This window comes from Lunatibacter salilacus, from assembly GCF_009797935.1.
GTDB lineage: Bacteria > Bacteroidota > Bacteroidia > Cytophagales > Cyclobacteriaceae > Lunatibacter > Lunatibacter salilacus.
Window position 1 is genome coordinate 57,267 of record NZ_VOLC01000012.1, and the last position, 20,148, is coordinate 77,414.

At 44.4% G+C, this 20,148-nt stretch carries 10 protein-coding genes; 6 read left to right on the plus strand and 4 right to left on the minus strand.

The window, feature by feature from the left end; all coding sequences use genetic code 11:
* Positions 1-583 precede the first annotated feature (583 nt).
* Together FQ608_RS16400 and FQ608_RS16405 are read left to right on the plus strand one after the other, a co-directional pair.
* Positions 584-3,493: a SusC/RagA family TonB-linked outer membrane protein gene (locus tag FQ608_RS16400; protein WP_158859330.1), complete on the plus strand. Its 2,910-nt coding sequence runs from the start codon at positions 584-586 to the stop codon at positions 3,491-3,493.
* Positions 3,494-3,500: 7 nt separating this feature from the next.
* Positions 3,501-5,102, plus strand: a complete 1,602-nt coding sequence (locus tag FQ608_RS16405) for a RagB/SusD family nutrient uptake outer membrane protein (RefSeq protein ID WP_158859331.1) — start codon at positions 3,501-3,503, stop codon at positions 5,100-5,102.
* A 420-nt stretch (positions 5,103-5,522) separates the two neighbouring features.
* Here the strand turns inward: FQ608_RS16405 and FQ608_RS16410 are convergent, their stop codons facing one another.
* A complete protein-coding gene (locus tag FQ608_RS16410; protein WP_158859332.1) occupies positions 5,523-8,414 on the minus strand; it encodes an FAD-binding and (Fe-S)-binding domain-containing protein in 2,892 nt (963 codons plus the stop codon).
* A gap of 202 nt (positions 8,415-8,616) precedes the next feature.
* Between FQ608_RS16410 and FQ608_RS16415 the strand changes: the two genes are divergently transcribed.
* The 4 genes from FQ608_RS16415 (at position 8,617) to FQ608_RS16430 (ending at position 15,170) form a co-directional block, all read left to right on the plus strand.
* Positions 8,617-9,921 carry a Gfo/Idh/MocA family protein gene (locus FQ608_RS16415; RefSeq protein WP_158859333.1) on the plus strand — a complete coding sequence of 435 codons (1,305 nt, stop codon included), beginning with the start codon at positions 8,617-8,619 and terminating at the stop codon, positions 9,919-9,921.
* Positions 9,922-9,941: 20 nt separating this feature from the next.
* Positions 9,942-10,697, plus strand: a complete 756-nt coding sequence (locus FQ608_RS16420; protein WP_234364236.1) for a 3-keto-disaccharide hydrolase — start codon at positions 9,942-9,944, stop codon at positions 10,695-10,697.
* Positions 10,698-11,184: 487 nt separating this feature from the next.
* Positions 11,185-12,057 carry a phytanoyl-CoA dioxygenase family protein gene (locus FQ608_RS16425; RefSeq protein ID WP_158859334.1) on the plus strand — a complete coding sequence of 291 codons (873 nt, stop codon included), beginning with the start codon at positions 11,185-11,187 and terminating at the stop codon, positions 12,055-12,057.
* On the plus strand, positions 12,054-15,170 hold the full coding sequence (locus tag FQ608_RS16430; protein WP_234364237.1) for a PVC-type heme-binding CxxCH protein: 3,117 nt from the start codon (positions 12,054-12,056) through the stop codon (positions 15,168-15,170). Before FQ608_RS16425 ends, FQ608_RS16430 begins: the two co-directional genes overlap by 4 nt.
* A 1,080-nt stretch (positions 15,171-16,250) precedes the next feature.
* On the opposite strand, the gene FQ608_RS16435 is transcribed toward FQ608_RS16430, so the two are convergent.
* From FQ608_RS16435 to FQ608_RS16445, 3 genes are all read right to left on the minus strand, one after another.
* Complete coding sequence (locus tag FQ608_RS16435; RefSeq protein WP_158859336.1) at positions 16,251-16,988, minus strand: DUF3891 family protein; 738 nt, start codon at positions 16,986-16,988, stop codon at positions 16,251-16,253.
* A gap of 808 nt (positions 16,989-17,796) precedes the next feature.
* Positions 17,797-19,674, minus strand: coding sequence for a leucine-rich repeat domain-containing protein (locus FQ608_RS16440; RefSeq protein WP_158859337.1), 1,878 nt, complete (start codon positions 19,672-19,674; stop codon positions 17,797-17,799).
* 197 nt (positions 19,675-19,871) lie between these two features.
* Positions 19,872-20,111, minus strand: a complete 240-nt coding sequence (locus FQ608_RS16445; RefSeq protein WP_158859338.1) for a hypothetical protein — start codon at positions 20,109-20,111, stop codon at positions 19,872-19,874.
* Positions 20,112-20,148 lie beyond the last annotated feature (37 nt).

A 20,148-nucleotide genomic window follows, 5' to 3' on the forward strand; every position in this document is an offset into this window, starting at 1 on the left:
CCTTCGTGGTTCCATAAAAAAAGGATAACTAAGCTTAGTCCTTAAATAGTAGATGCTTAAAACCATAATTTATATAAACGGTTTATATTTGTAGATATTTTCAATATTTCAGGTAAAATTTGTATACCGATCGTTCTTTTTTCGGAGGATACCCACTTACTGATTCCATGTTTTTTGATAGCCTGCTTTTTAACTTATCTTCCAATAAGTATTTTAATAAATTGAGAATTAGAATATTAGGCTTTAGGCGTTGAATATAAAAAATTATCTATTCTCACTTATTAAATTTATTTTTTAAAATCCAAATTTATATTTAATGATTTTTCTCATAATTTTTATGATTGGAAAAACACAAAAGAATTTTTATCATAACTTTATGATTATTAGTTGATTGTTTCAAATAACAAAAAATCGTATTAATTTTTGAATGGTACAAAATGAAAGGAGGTGAGGAGGTCTGAACTAAAATAAATTCCCTAAAATTAAAAATCAACTTCTAAAATAGGTTGGAAAATTCATTAAATAAAATGTTATAATTAATTAAATTATTTGAGTAAAATTTTATTAATCTAATTAAAATATTATGTTAAAAAAGATACGAATACTACTATTCATTTTTGCTACTATACCTCTCATTCAAACCTACGCACAACAACGGACCATCCAGGGTACAATAACGGATGAAAATGGAGAAGGTATACCTTCCGTGTTGGTATTGATAAAAGGTTCCACTGTTGGGACTACCAGCGATTTTGACGGGTCCTATGAAATTGCAGTTAGTGGCGAGGCTACACTGATTTTTAATATGATAGGCTTTGCGGGCCAGGAAATAAATACTAGAGGCTCAAACCGTATAGATGTAGTATTAGCGGAGGAAAGGCTTGACCTAAATGAAGTCGTCGTCGTCGGATTTAGTGAAGTAGAACGACAACATCTCGCCTCATCCGTGGAAGTCATGGATATGGACCTGATAAACAGCCGTCCGCTTTTCAAATTGGAAGAGGCATTCAGTGGCACAATTCCGGGAGTTACCCTCATGCAGGGAAATAACTTGCCTGGCAGCGTGCCTGGTACAATTTCAATACGTGGTATTAGTACGTTGCAGAATGCGTCTCCGTTAGTTATCGTCGATGGCATGGAACAATCGTTGACAGATATTGACCCAAACCAGGTAAAAAGTATAACGGTTTTAAAAGATGCCGCATCAGCCGCTTTGTATGGTTCGCGGGGTGCTAATGGTGTGATTATTATTGAAACGGAACGTGGCACGACAGGACAGTTTAGAGTAAATCTACATTCGTGGGCTGCACTTCACAAGCCCATCGATATACCTGACTTTGTAGGTGCGGAAGATTACATGCGCCTTAATAATGAGGCTCGGGGATATCAGGGGCAAAACCCTCTTTTCTCGGAGCAGGATATTGCAAGTGCTGCCAGCGGAGATTATACCGAAAATGACTGGCTTGGCGCAATCATGCAGCGGCAGGCGTATTCCCACAACACCTCAGCGAATATTTCTGGTGGAGGTGGTGTCGGAACATTTAACCTAATGCTCGGGTATATCAATGAAAATGGGCTAAATAACCAAGAAGGCACCGAGAAATTCTCAGCAAGGTTTAATACTAATATAAATATTGCGGACAAGTTTGTACTTCAAGCGGATTTCTACGCCCATCGACTGCAAGTTGATCGCCTTTATGCAAATACCAATGGTCACGGGCTTTATCAGCAGGCGTGGAGAATGAATCCCACCCAGCCAATTTCATATGGAGCCGAAAATGAAGGTAGTTATATCCTGCACAATAACATCAACCCTCTGGCATCAATTAATCATGGGGGTTCTTGGAATGCATTACATGACAGAAGTACAATCAACTTAAGACCCAAATATTTCATCAATGACAATTTGAGTTTTGAGGGAAATGTTTCCTATTTGATCAATAAGTCCGCTGAAAAATATCAACGCTTGACGCATAAGTTTTTTGATGGAGATGGCAAGCCGGTGGAGATTTGGGGAAACGCAGTTGGCGCAACCCAGGGGGTAAGTTCCAGCCAAATTACGGCAAGGGCGATGGTCAATTACGAAAAGGAGTTAAGAAATAGCAAAGACAAGATATATTTGCTGGGAGGAACAGAAATTATGAACAACACCTATACAGATTATAGGGAGTTTTCAAAGTCTTCTTTCTTTGCAAAGCTTAACTATTCATTTGATAACCGGTTTCTGATTGAGGCAACGGGTAGGGCAGATGGCAGTAGTAAATTTGCACCCGGCAACCGTTGGGGCTTTTTCCCATCAGGTGCTTTTGCGTGGAATTTGCACAATGAATCATTCATGAGTGGCTTGGTAAGCTCAGGCGTAATCAACAACATTAAATTTAGGGCTTCCTATGGACTTATCGGTAATGAAAACGTAGCTCCCTACTTATGGCAGGAAGTTGTCAATACATGGGGATGGACTATGCGTGTACCAAATCCGGACTTTAGCTGGGAAAAGCAACGCCAGTCAAATTTTGGTGTTGACCTCACAACGTTTAATAATAAACTGTCGTTTACTGCGGAATATTACCACAAATTTTCTTACGATTTGATTTATTCGGATTTTCCTGTACCTCCATTGACAGGATCGTATTACCTGACTTCTTCAGTGAATATTGGTGAAGTTGAAAATAAAGGTTGGGAGTTTTCGGCTAATTATGCGGATAAGATCGGTCAGGTTGAATATAGCATAGGTGGAATGCTATTTGACAACATCAACAGGGTTTTGAAGGCAGGCTACGATAGAGCCGATACCTTGATTTTCAAAAACAATACCGATATGATTTGGTATGAAGGCATAGCGATAGATAATTACTTTGGCTATCAGAGCGAAGGTTTTTTCAATTCTCAGGAGGAAGTAAACGGAACGGCTGCCAAGCTGCCAAATACCTACCCGGGTGATATTAGGTATAGGGATCAAAACGGTGACGGGATAATAAATGATGAGGATAAAGTTAACCTTGGAGACCCGTTCCCGCATTTGAATTATTCCGTTAATTTTAATCTATTTTATAAAAGATGGGATTTCAGTTTCCTAGGTCAAGGTGTGGGAAAACGTTTGGGAAGACTAAATGGAATGGAAGGATATCCAGTTTTGATGGATGGCGTCAACAATAATCTCGGAGCACCTAGGGAGTATTATATGAATAACAGATGGACTCCCAATAATTTGGACAGTCGATTTCCCAGGGTTTGGACCGGAAACAGTCCCAATGCCGTACTTAGTGACGTTTGGTTAAGTAATGCCGCTTTCTTTAGAGTGAAGATGTTGCAATTCGGATATACGATTCCAAGAGTTGGAAGGAACATACAAAACATCAGATTATATTTTAACGCTCAGGATGCTTTTACATTTACCAAATGGGAAGGCTTAGATCCGGAAAGAGACGGGGGTAACGGAAATTATCCTAGAATGGCAACATTTAGTTTGGGAGTAAAGGCCACAATTAATTAAGATGAAGATGAAAAAAATATTTATAGTTTTAGGAATAATTGGGATCAGCCTATCAGGTTGTGTCGAATTTTTGGATAAAACTGACCCAACGGCTACTTCATTTGTAGAGTTCTTTAATGACGAAGAAGACTTAAGACGGGTAGTATACAGCAGTTATTTGGATGTATTTACGAATCCGGGTGTACACCAAACCCTATTCTATATGGAAGAGGGAAAGTCAGATAATGCTTACAGCCGTGTGGACGGACACCATCATCAGCGTATTGCCAATGGCAATATAAACAGTACCACACAGGCATTTCTGTATTATTATGAGTTGCAGATGAAGCATTTGGGGCGGCTTAATACTTTTGTGGCAAATATTGACATACCCTATGTAGAGGATGAATCGGTAAGGGTAAAATATAAGAGTATCCTTGAAGCACTAAGGGTATGGCATTATTTTAAACTCACCTTCAAGTGGGGTGATGTTCCCTTCCACTTACAGCCTGCTGACTTGGTGGATGCGCTTCAGCCCACAACGCCAAAAGCTGAAATTTTGGAACAGCTGTTTCCCTTGGCGGATGAGATTGCAAGTCGATTGCCAGAGGACGAATATACCTCAGACAAGTATATGTTTAACAGGTATTCCTTTAAAGCAATGACAATGAGATATGCGCTATATAACGGCAGATACGAATTGGCAGCACGTTTGGCAAAGGAAATAATGGATAGCGAAAAATTTGATCTCCACCCCGATTATTTTGAGCTCTTTCAATATGAAGGCGCAGCTACAAACAATGAGTTTATTGTACATTTTGACAGACAAAGTCATGGCAATAGGGCTACCAATTCTTTTAGAGATATGGGCCCCCATTTCCGGACGGGGAATGGACAATCATTCGTAGTTCCTCTAAAGGCGTTGGTTGATTCCTATTGGACTTTACAGGGGAGACCTATTGATTCCTGTCCATTGTATTCCGAAGAAGAATACGAACTTAATCCTACGTTGAACAGGGATCCAAGATACACAGCCAGTATAATGGGACATGGCGATGAGTTCTATGGAGAAACCATCGATATTTACAATACCAACAACCCCATGTATTTTGAAAATCAGCGGGCTAGCAAATCGGGGTATTGGTTTAAAAAGTACGTTTCCGATGCGGATGCTTTCCGAGGGGGGGGCAACTTTGACTTCGGTTTGCTACGATATGCCGAAGTTCTTCTTTCTTATGCAGAGGCAAAAATTATGCTGAATGAAATCGATGACCTGACTAAGGAAGCCATAAATTCGGTCCGGGAAAGAGCAGGCTTGGATATGTCAATTGCCGATGTTACGGGACCTGAATATGCCAGTTTAAATCAGCAAGAATGGATTGCACTTATCCGAAACGAACGAAGAATTGAATTCGCCGGAGAAGGTTTACGGTATGACGATATTATTCGTTGGAGAATTGCCGAAGACGTTCTTAATGAACCTGCTTTGGGCCACACAGTAAGAGATGGGAATGAATTGGAATCTTTGAAAATTGAAGATAGGTCATTTCTCCCAGCCAATTACCTTTGGCCCTTTCATGAAAACAGTTTGCGTGTTGAGCCTGGACTCACACAGAACCCGGGTTACTAATACCGGTTCGAATAAATAAAAAAGCCTGCTCAGTTATTGAGCAGGCTTTTTTTTACCGCAAAGGACGCAGAGTAGACGCTCAGGACGCAAAAAGATTTTAAAACATTTGGATTCTCACAGTCGGTAGTGGTTCCCTTTAAAAAATACCACAAGGCCACAAAGAGATTTGAGAAACCTTCGTGTTCTTCGAGTACCTCCGTGTTCTTAAGTGGTTCCTCCTTTTTAACCGCAAAGGGCGCAGAATAGGCGCAAAGGACGCAAAGGTATTTTTAGATCTTCGTTTAAATTGAAGATGTATGTAGAGCTCTTAAAACAGGACCACAAAGAACTCAGAGTTGGCTAGAAATCTCTATGTTCTCTGAGTCCCATAATCTCTCCGACTCCTCCGTGGTTCCCTATTTTTGTAGCATAGGATGCTATTTATTCCCTCACCACTTCCACCAGCTCCACCCAATGTTTCGCTTTTTTGCCGGTAAAGTGCTCTATTTGGTGGCGGCAGCTGAAGCCGTTGGCGGCGAGGGAAGTCGCTTCATCCATGGCTTTGACAGCAGGAAAAAGGATCTCATCACCGATTTTTTTGGAGATCTTGTAGTGTTCTTTTTCATAGCCAAAAGACCCCGCCATTCCACAGCAACCAGATGGGATTTCCAAAACGGTTCCGGAATCGTCCTTCGATAATACCTGCTTCATACTCTGCGTGCCATACAGGGCTTTCTGATGGCAGTGGCCGTGAATATGCATGCTGTCACCTTTGGGTTTCAGCTTGATTTGGGTGTTGCCTGCTTCCTTTTCTGTCGCCAAAAATACATCTATCAGCATTACATTTTCCTTCAATTTTTTGGCAATATCCACACTGTCCAACAAATCCGGAAAATCATCGTTCAATGCCGAAGCACAACTTGGTTCACAAACCACAACTTTCAACCCCTGATCAATAAAACCCATCAACTTATCAACCGTAGCCTGCCCCTGAGCCTTGGCCTCCCTTAAAAATCCGTGGGAGATCTTTGGCCGCTGACAGCACCCGATATGGGCGAGTTCAACCTCATAACCACAATCATTGAGTAGCTTAAGCGCCGCCTTTCCGATTTCCGGCTCGTGGTAATTGAGGTAGGTATCCGCAAATAACACAACTTTTTTGTCCAGCTTGGGCTGATTCGAACCGTTTTTTGAAAACCACTTATAAAAGGGTTGCGAAGTGTATTCGGGCAAGGTTCGCTTTTTGTCGAATCCGGCCATTTTCTCAAGGCTGGCCTTAAATGGAGCAGAAGCTTGTAGCGCATTGATGGCAGGAGCAAGCTTTCCAGCAAACATCCGGGCGGCTTTTGATGAGTCCCGGATCATTTTATCCCTACGGCTTGGTCCCTTTTGGTCGTAATACAGTTGCATCACATCACTTTTCATCTTAGCCATGTCCACATTGCTGGGGCATTCGGACTTGCAGGCTTTGCAGGAGAGGCAGAGGGCAAGGGTTTCTTGCAGGCGTTCGCTGGTCAGACCGTTGCCATTTAGTTGACCCGACATGGCTAGGCGTAGTGCATTGGCCCGGCCTCGGGTCGAGTGCTCCTCATCCCTGGTGGCTTTGAAGCTGGGGCACATGGTGCCGCCGATTAACTTCCGGCATTCCCCAACACCTGTACACATATGTACGGACTCTTCGAAACTTTGCTCGGATCTATAGTGGAAGGAAGCATTTACAGGCTGGTCGGCGTATGCCGTACCGTAGCGCAGGTTGTGTTCAATGGTTTGTGCTTCTACGATTTTGCCGGGGTTCATTAGGTTCTCCGGATCAAATAGTTGCTTGACCTGTACAAAGGCCCGATAAATTTCTTTTCCGAAAAACCTTTCATTAAATGCGCTTCTTACCAGTCCGTCACCATGTTCACCACTCCAAGACCCGCCATATTCCAGTACCAGGTTAAAGGTATCTTCGGCGATATTTTTCAGACGCTCAATATCCTCCGCCTGCCGCAAATCCAAAATGGGGCGTACGTGGATGACACCCACGCTGACATGGGCATACATGGAAACGTCGGCTCCGTGTTTTTTGCAGATTTGGAGTGTGCGGTCTATATATTCTTTGAGTTTGTCGGTAGGTATGGCCGCATCTTCGATAAATGGCAGCGGCTTTTTGTTTCCTTTGATGCCCAACATAAGGCCCAGCCCTTTTTTCCGAACCAACCATACGTCTTCGTAAGCTTCTCCCTGTGGAAATAGCGGATAGGCATAACCCAATCCCTTTTCCTGAAGCTCCTTTATCATATTCATAGGACGCTCCATCACGTCCTCCAGGGTTATTCCGTAGAATTCTACTATAAGAATGGCCGCCGGATTGCCGGTAATAAAATGGCAATGCCGCTTGGTAGTTAGGTTTTCCCGGCTAAGATCTACAACAATCTTGTCCAAAATCTCTACTGCGGAGGGGTTGTATTGCAGAATTGGTGTCACGGATCCGATGGCCTCCAAAAGATCCGAAAAATGAATGACGCAGACAGATTTGTACTGGGGCAGGGGTTCCAGGTTGATTTTAAGTTCAAGTGTAGTTGCCAGCGTGCCTTCACTTCCGGTGATCAATTTGGCTAGGTTCCATTGGTCGGTATAAATAAATTCATCCAGATTATATCCGCCAACCCGTCGCATGACCTTGGGGAATTTTTCTTCGATTAATACTTTGTTCCGGTCAATGATTTCCTGAAACTCCCGGTAGATTTCGCCTTCCCGGTTATTCTGCTGGGTCTTTTTGGCGTACTCTTCCGGGCTTAGCTGGGTTAATTGTAGTTCGGTTCCATCTACCAGCAGCACTTTGGCTTCCAGAATATGGTCCACCGTTTTTCCATATAAAATACTTTTGGTTCCGGAGGAATTGTTTCCGGTCATACCGCCCACATTGGCCCGACTGGAGGTGGCGGGATCTACTGCAAAGTGCAGTCCAAGAGGAGCTAGTTCATCGTTAAGCACATCACGAACCTTTCCAGGTTGAACCCTTACCCAGCGTTCTTCCTCGTTTATTTCCAAGGTTTGGTTCATGTATTTGGAAAAATCCAAAATAATGGATTTCCCAACCGTCTGTCCGGCTAAGCTGGTACCCCCGCCACGGGGAAGTATGGTAACGGCATGCTTTCTGGCCAGTTCAATTGCCATCCGTACATCACCTTCGTCATTTGGGAGAACTATGGCAATAGGAGTGATTTGGTAAATGCTGGCATCGGTGCTGTACATGCCCAGAGAGTATTCGTCAGTGAGTACGTCTCCTTTGATTTTCTTTTTTAAGGTGGAAATTAAGGGATTATTTTTGGTTAGTGTATGGGCCATGTTGAGGAGGGTATTGTCAATGCTTGAATGCCAAATATATTATATTTTGGGAATCAATTTCAACCAATGAGCCATTTTGAGTAGTAAATTCCGTATTTGGTGTAAAAAAGGTTTGAATTAGACAATACAAATCGTATTTTTCAATCTGTTAAAGCTCCTTAAACACTCAAAATATAAAAATCATCAAAACACAGCAATTCGTATGTTAGATAAATCTGACAAAAATGACAGAAGGACATTTTTGAAATCTACCGGAACGGCAATTGTCGCAGGTTCCGTATTGCCCATGACCTTTTCCATTTCATCCGGCATGGCCGCACAGCGTGCTCCGCTGAAAGTTGGACTCATCGGCTGTGGGGGAAGGGGAACCGGTGCGGCAGCCCAAGCCCTCAAGGCAGATAAGGATGCGGTCTTGACCTGCATGGCGGATATCTTCGGCGATTACCTCGAGGAATCCTACCAATCCCTGATGAAAGTAAACCCTGCCCAGGTAAAGGTTGCCGATTCTCATAAATTTGTTGGCTTTGATGCCTTTCAAAAAGTATTGGAATCCGATGTGGATGTAGTCATCTTGACCACCCCTCCGGCCTTTAGGCCCAGCCACTTTGAGGCATCCGTGAATGCAGGGAAACATGTCTTTTGTGAAAAACCCGTAGCCGTCGATGCGCCTGGAGTACGGAGTGTGTTGGCCTCAGCCAAAAAGGCCCAAGAAAAGGGACTATCCGTGGTTTCGGGGTTTACTTTCCGTTACGACTTTGCCAAAAGAGCCTTGTTCGAGCGAATCAACCGGGGCGATATCGGTGAGGTATCCACAGTATTTACTGCTAGAAATGGCGGTGGTCTCTGGTATAAGCCAAGGCAGCCCGAATGGACGGAAATGGAATATCAGATGAGAAACTGGTATTACTATGATTGGTTGTCCGGGGATTATATTGTAGAAATGATGGTGCATAGCCTGGATATGATGTCTTGGGCATTTGGTGACAAGTTGCCGCTAAGTGCCACAGGCACGGGCGGAAGACAATCCCGAACCGAAGAAATATACGGTAATATTTATGATCATTTTGCCATAGAATACGACTATGGAAATAACTTAAAAGGCGTACACTTTAGCCGGCAGCAAAAAGGCTGCTCCAACACAAACAAGGTAGAAGTTTCAGGCAGAAATGGCAATGCCGTCGTCGATATCGGAAAAAGAATCCATGCTACCTACGGGGAAAATGCCTGGGCCTATGACGGAGAACACAATAATCCTTACGAAACCCAGCATGAAGAACTCTTTGCGGCTATCCGATCTGGAAAACCAATGAATGAGGGAGAATTGATGGGCAACAGCACCATGTTGGCGGTGTTGGGTAGGATGGTTGGCTACAGCGGTCAAACCATCACCTGGGAAGATGCCATGAATTCCAATATGATTTTGGGTCCCGCACCTGAGGCCTATGCTTGGGATTTGAAATGGCCTGTACCGCCCATTGCCATTCCAGGAGTTACCAAAGTCGTGTAAGTTAAAGGATTCAAAAAAATATGTCGAAAATAATAAGTCTACTAGTAATGGCGGGAATTGCATTCCTGCCCGGTCACTTGTGTGCACAGGAATACCTCTTTGAATTTGGTAAAGAACAAGGTATGGAAACGCTTATCAGTGGTAAAACTGCTTCCAATGATCCCATAAAATGGTATAATGTCAATACTGAAACCGATACTTGGCGCTTTGAGGGCGATAAATTGGTTTGTGAGGGCTTGCCTATCGGGGTTATCCGGTCTGAGAAGCAATATGAAAACTTTATCATGTACGTGGAGTGGAGCCATCAGGAGCTGGGAGGAAATTCCGGCACTTTTGTGTGGAGTTCCGCGGTACCGGGCAATAACCGTTTGCCCGATGGCGTGGAAGTGCAGATGCTAGAATTGGATTGGGTTAACCAAAACAAAAACGACAAAGGAGAATTGCCTCCCATTGCCTATGTGCATGGGGAACTCTTTGGTGTCGGTGGCGTGGAAACCGTTCCCGACAATCCCCGCGGTACCCGGAGTAAATCCATCGAAAACCGATGCCTTCCCAGAGGCGAATGGAATACCTATGTAGTAGTCTCCGTGGATGGGGTAATCAAACTTTCCGTCAACGGTAAATTTGTTAACGGAATCCAACAATCGTCCCAGAAGAAAGGGTATATCTGTTTGGAATCCGAAGGCGCACCCATTCATTTCCGAAACCTCACCGTAACTGAACTGCCTCCAGGAGTTACTTCTATGGAGCAAATCGCACCCTTATTACCTAATTAACTTCGGGAGACGGAAGACCGGAGACAGAAGAGGGAAGACAGGATAAGTACGGGACTGAGAGACGAAGAGACTTAGGGACAAAGTGACTGAATCAATAGACTTATCAACTTATCAACTCATAAACATATCAACTTATTTTAGACTGGAGACGGAAGACCGGNNNNTATCAACTCATAAACATATCAACTTATTTTAGACTGGAGACGGAAGACCGGAGACAGAAGAGGGAAGACAGGACTCGGGAGAAGTACGAGACTGAGAGACGAAGAGACTTAGGGACAAAGTGACTGAATCAATAAACTTATCAACTCATAAACATATCAACTTATTTTAGACTGGAGACGGAAGACCGGAGACAGAGGAGGGAAGACAGGAGAAGTACGTGACTGAGAGACGAAGGGACTTAGAGACTTGTTCCGTCAACCCAATCAACCTATCAACTAATAAACCTATAAACACATCAACCTATCGACTAATAAACATATCTATGCAAAAAGACTTATCCCTTGTCCATGAACTGATTGGAGATCTATTCCAATGGCCCCAGCAGGAAAGCGATTGGGAACAATATAAACTTAGTGAAGAACAAATCGCTTTTTTCAATGAGAATGGCTACCTGCACAATGTCAAGCTGCTTGATCAGTGGCAGGTGGACCAGTTGAACAGTGAGTTGGCGGAGATTTTGGACAAAGATTATACGGCTTCGGAATTGTTCCATGAGTTTCATTCCAATGAATCCGGTGATCCAAATGCCGTTCTTTTCCATTCTTTGGGGCATTGGCGGATTATGCCAAGCTTTCACGATATTCTGTGGAATCCAGCCTTTGTAATGGCAGCCAGTCAGCTATTGGGCAACAAGCCGGTGAGATTTTGGCACGATCAACTGTTTTGTAAACCCGCAAATCACGGTGGCGTGGTTGCCTGGCATCAGGATTATTCCTATTGGACCCGGACTATACCCATGCAGCACCTGACCTGCTGGGTGGGATTGGATGATGCGACCACAGAAAACGGCTGTGTACATTATATTCCAAAAAGCCATACCTGGGGTCTACTGGATAAGCCTAAGCTTGCTGGTGAAATGGATGGGCTGATGCAGTTTTTGACTCCGGAGCAAAAGGCAGCATTTAATCCCGTTCCCGTAGAGATGAAGGCAGGTTATGCGACCTTTCACCATCCGCTGACTGTGCATGGCAGTTATGAAAACAAATCATCCCGATCCAGAAGGGCTTTTGTGCTCAATGTCTTTGCCGATGGCACCACGTCCAATACGGATGGGGAATTGCTGCAGGGAGTTCCCATTGTGAAAAAAGGCGAAAAAATGGAGGGGCAGTTTTTTCCTCTTTTAAGTGATCAATGAAGTCCGCTACAAATCGGTTTAAATGGATTATCGGGATTTTGTTCCTGATAATCCTTTTTGTTTTATATACTTGGTTGGCCGCAGTTGAAAGTACGGAAAAGGTACCCGGACTGACTGTACCCGAGGGGTTTGATTTTCGGGAGGCCGTAAAACCCGGTCTGGTAACCTATCCCATGTTTGCGGTTTACGAGGATACGGGTAAACTTTTTGTGTTTGAATCAAGCGGCCATACCGATGGGACACAGGAGAGCTTGGATGATCCCACTTTTCAGATTCTTCTTCTTTCGGATACCGATGGAGATGGGGTATTTGACGAGCGGACCGTCTATGCAGACAAGTTGCCCTTTCCCATGGGCGGAACTTTCTTGAACGGCAGCCTGTACGTTACGGCTGTCCCCGATTTGCTGAAATTTACCGATACCAACGACGATGGTATGGCAGACGAAAAAGAAGTGCTGCTTTCGGGCTGGAAACTCAACCACAACGCGGCTATTCTGAGCGGTCCTTTCTTGGGGCCGGATGGATGGCTGTATATGGCCGATGCGAGGCGGGGATTTGAAATCACTACCCAAGAGGGAGATATGTTGGATGGCAAAGGGGCAAGAATTTGGCGTTGCCTGCCCGATGGTAGTCAGTTAGAATCTTTTGCAGGGGGTGGATTTGACAATGCGGTAGAGCTGGTCTTTTCTCCCTCGGGTGAGGTATTTGGCACTATGACCTACTTTGTGGACCCCCAAGGCGGGTACCGGGATGCGCTGATGCACTGGGTGGAAGGAGGCGTTTATCCCAAGCCCAACCCTGTAATCGAAGCCGACAACTTAGTCCTAACCGGGGACTTAATGCCCGTAATGACCAAAATGGCGCGGGTATCTCCTTCAGGTTTGACGCGGATGGATGGGGAGCAATGGGGGAGTGAGTATGATGGGAGTTTGTTTCATGCCCAGTTTAATACAGGCCGGATTGTACGCAGCAAGCTGATACCCGAAGGTGGCAGTTTTAGAACTGAAGATTCATTTTTTTTAGAAAGCAGCCGAACCAATTTTCACCCCACGGATGTCTTGCAGGCGGGTGATGGTGGACTGTTGGTGGTAAATACGGGTGGTTGGTTTATCGCCGGATGTCCCCTGTCCCGCACCGCCAAGCCGGAACTTCAGGGAAGCATTTACCATATCCGGAAAAAGGGAAGTACCGCTTTGGGTGATTTCTTTGGCAATCAGATTTTGTGGGAGCAACTATCCCTATCTGAGAAAATAAAACTATTGGGTGATTCAAGCCCAATTATCCGAAAGCGGGCAAGTGAAGGTATACTTGGGGAGGGCGTACGTGCTGTTGGCCCACTTAGAGAGGCGTTGGAAAGCGAGGCCGATAAAAACATTAGAATTCAACTTGTTTTTTTGCTTTACCGCCTACAAGACCCGGAGGGAATAGCGGCTATTATTCCGGCATTGGCGGACAATGACCCCGAGGTCAGGGCGGCTGCTGCACGGGTGCTGGGGTTGGCCAGGGAGAGTTCCGCAGTTCCCAAATTGATAGCTACGTTAAATGATACGGAACCATTGGTGGTCAGACAGGCGGCCACGGCACTGGGCCGGACCGAAGATTCAACGGCAGTTTCTGCCCTACTTGAGCTGAGTGGCCGCACCGAAGACCGGATGCTAAATCATGCCGCCATTTATGCGCTGATTCAACTGGAAAGTGAATCTGAGCTTACCGTCGCGCTTACGGACGCCAATCCCCTCAAACAACGGGCAGCACTAATCGCCTTGGATCAAAAGCGGGATAATTTACTGACTGAGGAATTGGTTCAACCCTTTTTAGCCAGCGAGAACTCATTATTGGAAGAAACAGGGAGTTGGGTGCTTAGTCACCATCCGGAATGGACCGGATTGGCGGCCGGGTATTTTGAGCGGTTGTTTGTGATGGAAAATACCGAACGGCAGGCTTCGATGAAAACCCTTATGGCCGTTTTTGGCTCGGCCCCTGCCTTTCAAGCTACCGTTACCAGATTGATGCGGGAATCACAAAACAGTCCGGAAAAACAGCAACTGTTGTTGGCCTTGCTGCAACCCGTACCTGCGGATGACTTTCCGCTTGCTTGGCGAACATCCTTGCGAAACTGGCTTGAAAAATCAGGGGAGAACGTTCAGGCTGCTGTATTGGATTTGATTATATCGAAAGGCTTGACCGGATTTGAATCCGGTCTAAAAAATCTGACAACTAATCCGACCTATGGGGTGAAACTAAAGGCGTTACAGGCCATGAGATCCGGGGGATATGTCCTTTCGGAGCGGGAGATCACTGATGTTATCACTGATGCGAGTGCGCTGAAACAGGGACAAGAAATGGAATTGACCCTTGCGGTGTTGCGGGGAAATACGCTTTCGGTATCTCAGCAGGAACTGATCATTCGGGAAGTGCTTCCGGAGATGGAAGTCCGGTACCTGATGGATTGGCTGTCTTTATTTGATGGGGTGGAATCGGAAGCGATGGGTTTGGAATTGATTCGGGTAATTGAGAATTTGGATACCCAATTGGACAAAGTGCCGCTCGCCCAAGTGGAAACCCTGCTGGCTACCTTTCCCAACGCACTGGAGAAAGAGGCAAATCCGTTGCTGCAAAAGATTCGGGCACGCCATGGGGAGCGTTTAAATCAGTTAACCGCCTTGGAAGAAAGTCTGGGAAAAGGGGATGTATCCAGAGGCAGGGAGGTTTTTTATGATAAAGCAGCTTGTTCCTCCTGCCACGCCGTGGCGGGGGAGGGGAGTACCTTCGGTCCGGACCTTACCAATATAGGCGAAATCCGCTCCGCCCACGATATCCTCGAAGCCATTATCTACCCCAGCGCAAGTTTTGCCCGGGAATACGAGACCTCCCAACTACAGACAGCCCAAGGAACGATAACCGGAATAATTACGGAGTCAAACGCATCCACCTATATGGTAGAAATCGGTCCCGGTGTGCAACGGCAGGTCAGTTTGGAAGAAGTAACACAAGTTTCACATTCAGAGGTATCCCTAATGCCCTCCGGTTGGGAAGAGCAGCTTACCCTGCAGGAGTTAAGCGATCTGATGGCATTTTTGAGATCCTTGCCGGATGGAATGGGGGGGAGATAGGTCGTTTGGATTAATTACGAATTGGGAATTACGAATTGAGAGTTGGGAATTACAAATTGAGAATTACTAGTTACGAATTGGTTTCCAAATCCTGTTGAGATATTTATTTGAGTTTATCATTAAATTTTCCAATTGATTGATAATCAATATAATAGTGTGTGTTTTATGGGATCGAATCATGGATTTCCAGCCCTGAAAGGGCGAAATACCATAGCCTAGGGTGAAGCGGGGTTCGACTACGCACACCCCACTTGATTTGCAAAAGCCCGGTTTCGTTTTTGAAGCGATGATGGATGAAGTGGCCTAATTTCACCCGCCAAAACCCAAATAGGTCCGTTTCTGCCATCTCTCAGTCCCTAGGTTAGTTGATGAGTTGACAAGTGCCCAGTCCCTAAGTCTCTTCGTCCCTAATTCTCTCCATCCCTAAGTCCCTCCGTCCCTAAGCCACCGGGATGGATGAAGCAGCCTAGTCTCTCCCGCCAAAACCCGGATACGTCTGATTCTGCCTTTTCGTAAATGCGGGAGAATGCTCGTAGGTTGATGGGTTGAATATGACCCGTCCTGAAAAAAGTTCACAGATCAAAATTTTATTCATTGTTAGTCCTATCACAAATTTAAATTTATTTCGCCCTTTCTAGTGCATGGTGAAAAGTAATTCTCTTTTCGGGTGTATATCCCAGAGATACAGAAATAAAAGATCCATTATCCATCAAAAAAAAATCCCGTAGGGATGGCCGATTTAATAACCCCGGGTTTCAACCCGGGGATTTGGGAATTACGTTTAGTTTGCGTTTTGGCCGCCAAAACCGTTAATTACAGCTAACCCCTTACCGCCAAAACCCCTTCCCGGTTGGTACAGCGTTTTGTCTTGGAACCGATAATTCTCATCGCTCAGGCAAATTCAGACAAATCTTGGATCGAAAACGGATTGGTCTAAACTACCTGAAGGCAGAAACCTCACTCGCTTTGAAAGGGCGTCATAACGGGTTGGTACACCAGCCCAAACGGAAAAATTGACTAAAACTTAACAAGCTCAAAAAACGTAGAAAGATTGATGAAATCGTTCGACCCTGTAAAAAATCATTTTTCAAATTTCCATATTATATTTCTTCTAGACGTTGCATCTAACGCATCCTTCAATTCTTTTTGGGATTTAAATTTTGTCTGTTCCAAAACTGTTTCCTCAATGGAAAGTTCAAAGGAATCTGCTTCAAAACACCAAGGTGTGATACTGAGATTACCGTTTCTTTGGCGGTATATAAAGTAAGTTTTACCATTAATGGAAGTGTTGATTTCAAGTTTCCGTTCCGCGTCAGGAACTTCATCTTTGCATAAAATCAAAGAGCAGCGGTCACAAAACCTAAGGATCGCGCCATGCGATAAAGCTTTATCTTCGTCAACCCCAAAATAAGAAACCGTCTCTTTACGAAATGCTTTTTGTTCATCAAGAAACTGATTTGCTTTTACACTTTTTTCCCTGAGAGATTCATATAAAAAGTCTAAGTGAAAAGAAACCAGCAATGCGGTCCATAAAGATTTACTTTTTGCATGGTGAAAAACCCTTTTTGCTCTTTTGATTGATTTTATTACGCTTTCGGAACCTTCCGTAAAATCCAATGGTATTCCAAGTTCTGACAAATAGTTTTTTTCTTTAAAATTAAGTTGTTGGTCGTCGTGTTCCACAACCGCCACCAAGGTTTCCAGCCATAAGGGCGGCCTATACTTAATCATTAGCTCGTTTGCAATCTTTCCTGATAACAAACCATGGCTTGCCTGAAAAATAATATGTAACCCTTGATGTGTTTTCCTTACAATCATATTTTTTTATTTTACTTTTTCATCAAGATGGGGGACTCCAATTCCAATTGATGTATTTCAAACCTTATCCGAATTGGTTTTGGCATCTGATTCAAAAAGACAGGATAGGGCTCATATTGGAAAATAAACCACAGACCGTGCCAATCAGTTTTTTATTCTTCGCAACAATTTATTTTCCAGATGGGTTGATGGGTTGAAATTGAATTACGAATTAAAAATTACGAATTGAGAATTGCGGATTGCGAGCCAAATTGAATTAAGTTATGGGTTATGAATGATGAGTGATGAGTCCGGTTTTCTCTTTTGAGAAAGGTCGTAGGTTGATAGGTCGATTGGTTATTAAGTTATCGAGTTATTTTTTATTGGATACCAGCCCCAACGGGGCATAATCAATAGCCTAGGGTGAAGCGCAGCGGGGATTCGACTACGCTCACCCCACTTGATTATAAAAGCTAGGTTTTGTTTTGGCCGCGGGGATAGTCGAAGAAGCCAGTCTCTCACGCCAAAACCAGAATCTGTTAATTTAGGTCGTAGGTTGATGGGTTGTTAGGTTTTTGGGTTGAATATGAATTAAGAATTACGAATTGAGATTTACGTATATTGACAGGATAGCGGCCAAAACGGGGACACTTTGTGTAAAGTTGAACCCCAGAGCTACTATATAGGCCATCCCTCCGGGATTTTTGATTAAGAAGTTCGGAAAATTCTTTCTAAACTGGAATTGCAAATTCCTATTGATAGGAAGGTGTAGGGGTAGACTACACCTTGGGGGCACCCAAATAGGCCTCAAGGGTACGAAAGCGAAGATTCAATACAAATTATCCCCCGCAAGCCAGGTTAGGATACTTGTGTTTGGCAGCACATCACGCAAATATTTCAATTCTTCTTCTGGGTAGGGGTTGCCATTTATCTGCAAATCCCGTAAAGTACCAGAAAGGCGATCCATCGTTCTTGGGAATTTCGTAATCTTATTCCTTCCGAGGTACAGGTCCCTCAGGCTGGACATATCGGCAATTGAAGTCGGTATTTCCGTTATTTCATTGCCGCTCAGGTTAAGACTCCATACCTTCTTCAGTTGACCTATACTTTCTGGTATTGCTTTTAACTTTACGTGGCTAACTCCCAATGTTTCCAAATTGGTCAACGTACCTATATTCTCCGGCAAATAATCCAAAAAACCGTGAAGCGCAAAATTTTTCAAATTTGCAAACCCGGAAACATTGAACGGCAGTTCGGAGACCCTTACCACCAAACGCAACATGCGTAATTCTGTCAAATTCCCCAAGCTTGCTGGAATACTACTAAGCCCACTTCCGTTAAGAACCCATAAATCCCTCAATCTGTCAAGTGACGAGAAGCTTTCCGGAAGTGCCCTGTAATCTCCCCAAAGCCATAAGGTGTCAAGTTTGGAAAGCCTACCAAAATCATCAGGCAGAATAGCAGGTCGTTCGTTTACGGTAAAAAAACAAAAGCGTAGGTTCGTCAAGTCTGAGAAGGACGCGGGAATACTTTTTGTCAGAATGGGACCTCGGAAGGTCTCAAGGCTTCTCAAATTGCCGATTGCCTCAGGCAGCTTGTCTATGTAATTCAATTCGCAACTGAGGTAATTGAGATTGCTTAGATTACTGAAGCTCTCAGGAAGACTTGTTAGCCCCATCTTTGTCATTTCCAGGTATCGGAGACTCTTTAGGTTTCCGAAGCTTTCCGGTAAAGACGGTATGTCTAGGATGTTCAAGTAGAGGGTATCGAGCTCCGTTAGATTGCCAAAATCATCCCCTAAATGCGTTATTCTGGTATGTCCCATGTCCAATACCTGTAGTTTATGGTAATATGCCGAGATGACATGAGGGATATTGGACAAACTGCTGCCGTTTAGCTGCAGCTTGGTAAGGTGTTTTAACGCTTTAAGTGCCGGAAACAGTACACTGTCACCGAATATCCAGCCGTAGGGATCGCCATTCATATATAGCTCTGTCACATCGCCAGCGTCATTTCTCTTAAAATAATATGGTCTATTCACCTTCCCTAAATCTTCCAACGCCTCGTCCTGACCATACTCACCTGTCGTAAATGATAAGGTAACGGAGGCACTTTTACTCCCGTACCAAGTGGTCCAAGTAATTTTATAGTCTGTGTTTTCATACCCGTAGAACGTAATGTTTTCGGCCTCGTCGTCGGACAATGCATTAGAGGAATGGGGCCTGATATGGTGATAATTCCCCTCGAAGGTCCATTTACCCCGGTCATAGGATTTCCCATATAACCTACGCCTAGTCTGATGGTACCAGTGGCTGTCATCCAGAATTTCGGCTTGAAGAGGTGAAAAATGCACCTTCACAGTGTCCGTAGTCACCTTGCCGCCGTTCCTAACCTGCCATAGTAAATTATATTGCTCTCCCGGTAGGCCGTGGAAAACCGATTTTGGGTTAGTCTCGCTGCTGAAAAAAACCTTATTGTCTACAAGCCCACTGTGTATAGCCCACTTTCCCGTCTCATTAGCCAGAAGGTCATCTGCCGATAAGGTGACGCTAAAGTCGGTGACATCGAAAAAATCAGCCCCACCGTTCGTCGGTGGAGGGGGAATAACCGGTTCGTTGCCGTCATCTGTGCCTTGGCATCCAACAAGCATCAAACCTAAAATAAACAGCAGATATACCTGCTTTCTTATTAAAATAAACTTACCCATAAGCGTCCAACTGATGAAAAAGTACACCGCATTATTTTCGTAAGAAAGTTAGAGAATATGAGCCTTATTTTATTATCCTCCGAGAAGATTTTTTTCTGCAAAACGTAATTAAAAGCTGACTTAGCAGATTAATCCCAGCCCTGAAAGGGCGAAATCACTTGGCCTAGGGTGTAGCGGCAGCGGGGATTCGACTACGCTCACCCCACTTGATTACAAAAGCTAGGTTTGGATTTGGCAGCGGTGATGGTTGAAGAAGTCAACCTCTCACGCCGAAACATGGATATATCTGGTTTTGCCTTTTGTCGGATGGGGATATAGGTCGTAGGTTGATGGGTTGTTTGGTTTTTGGGTTGATTTTGAATTCCAGCCCCGTAGGGGTGTAATCTTAGTAGCCAGGGGTGTAGCGGCAGCGGAGCCCCTGGTAAGGATCGAATCATTAGGTTTTGTTTTGGCAGCGGGGATGGTTGATGAAGC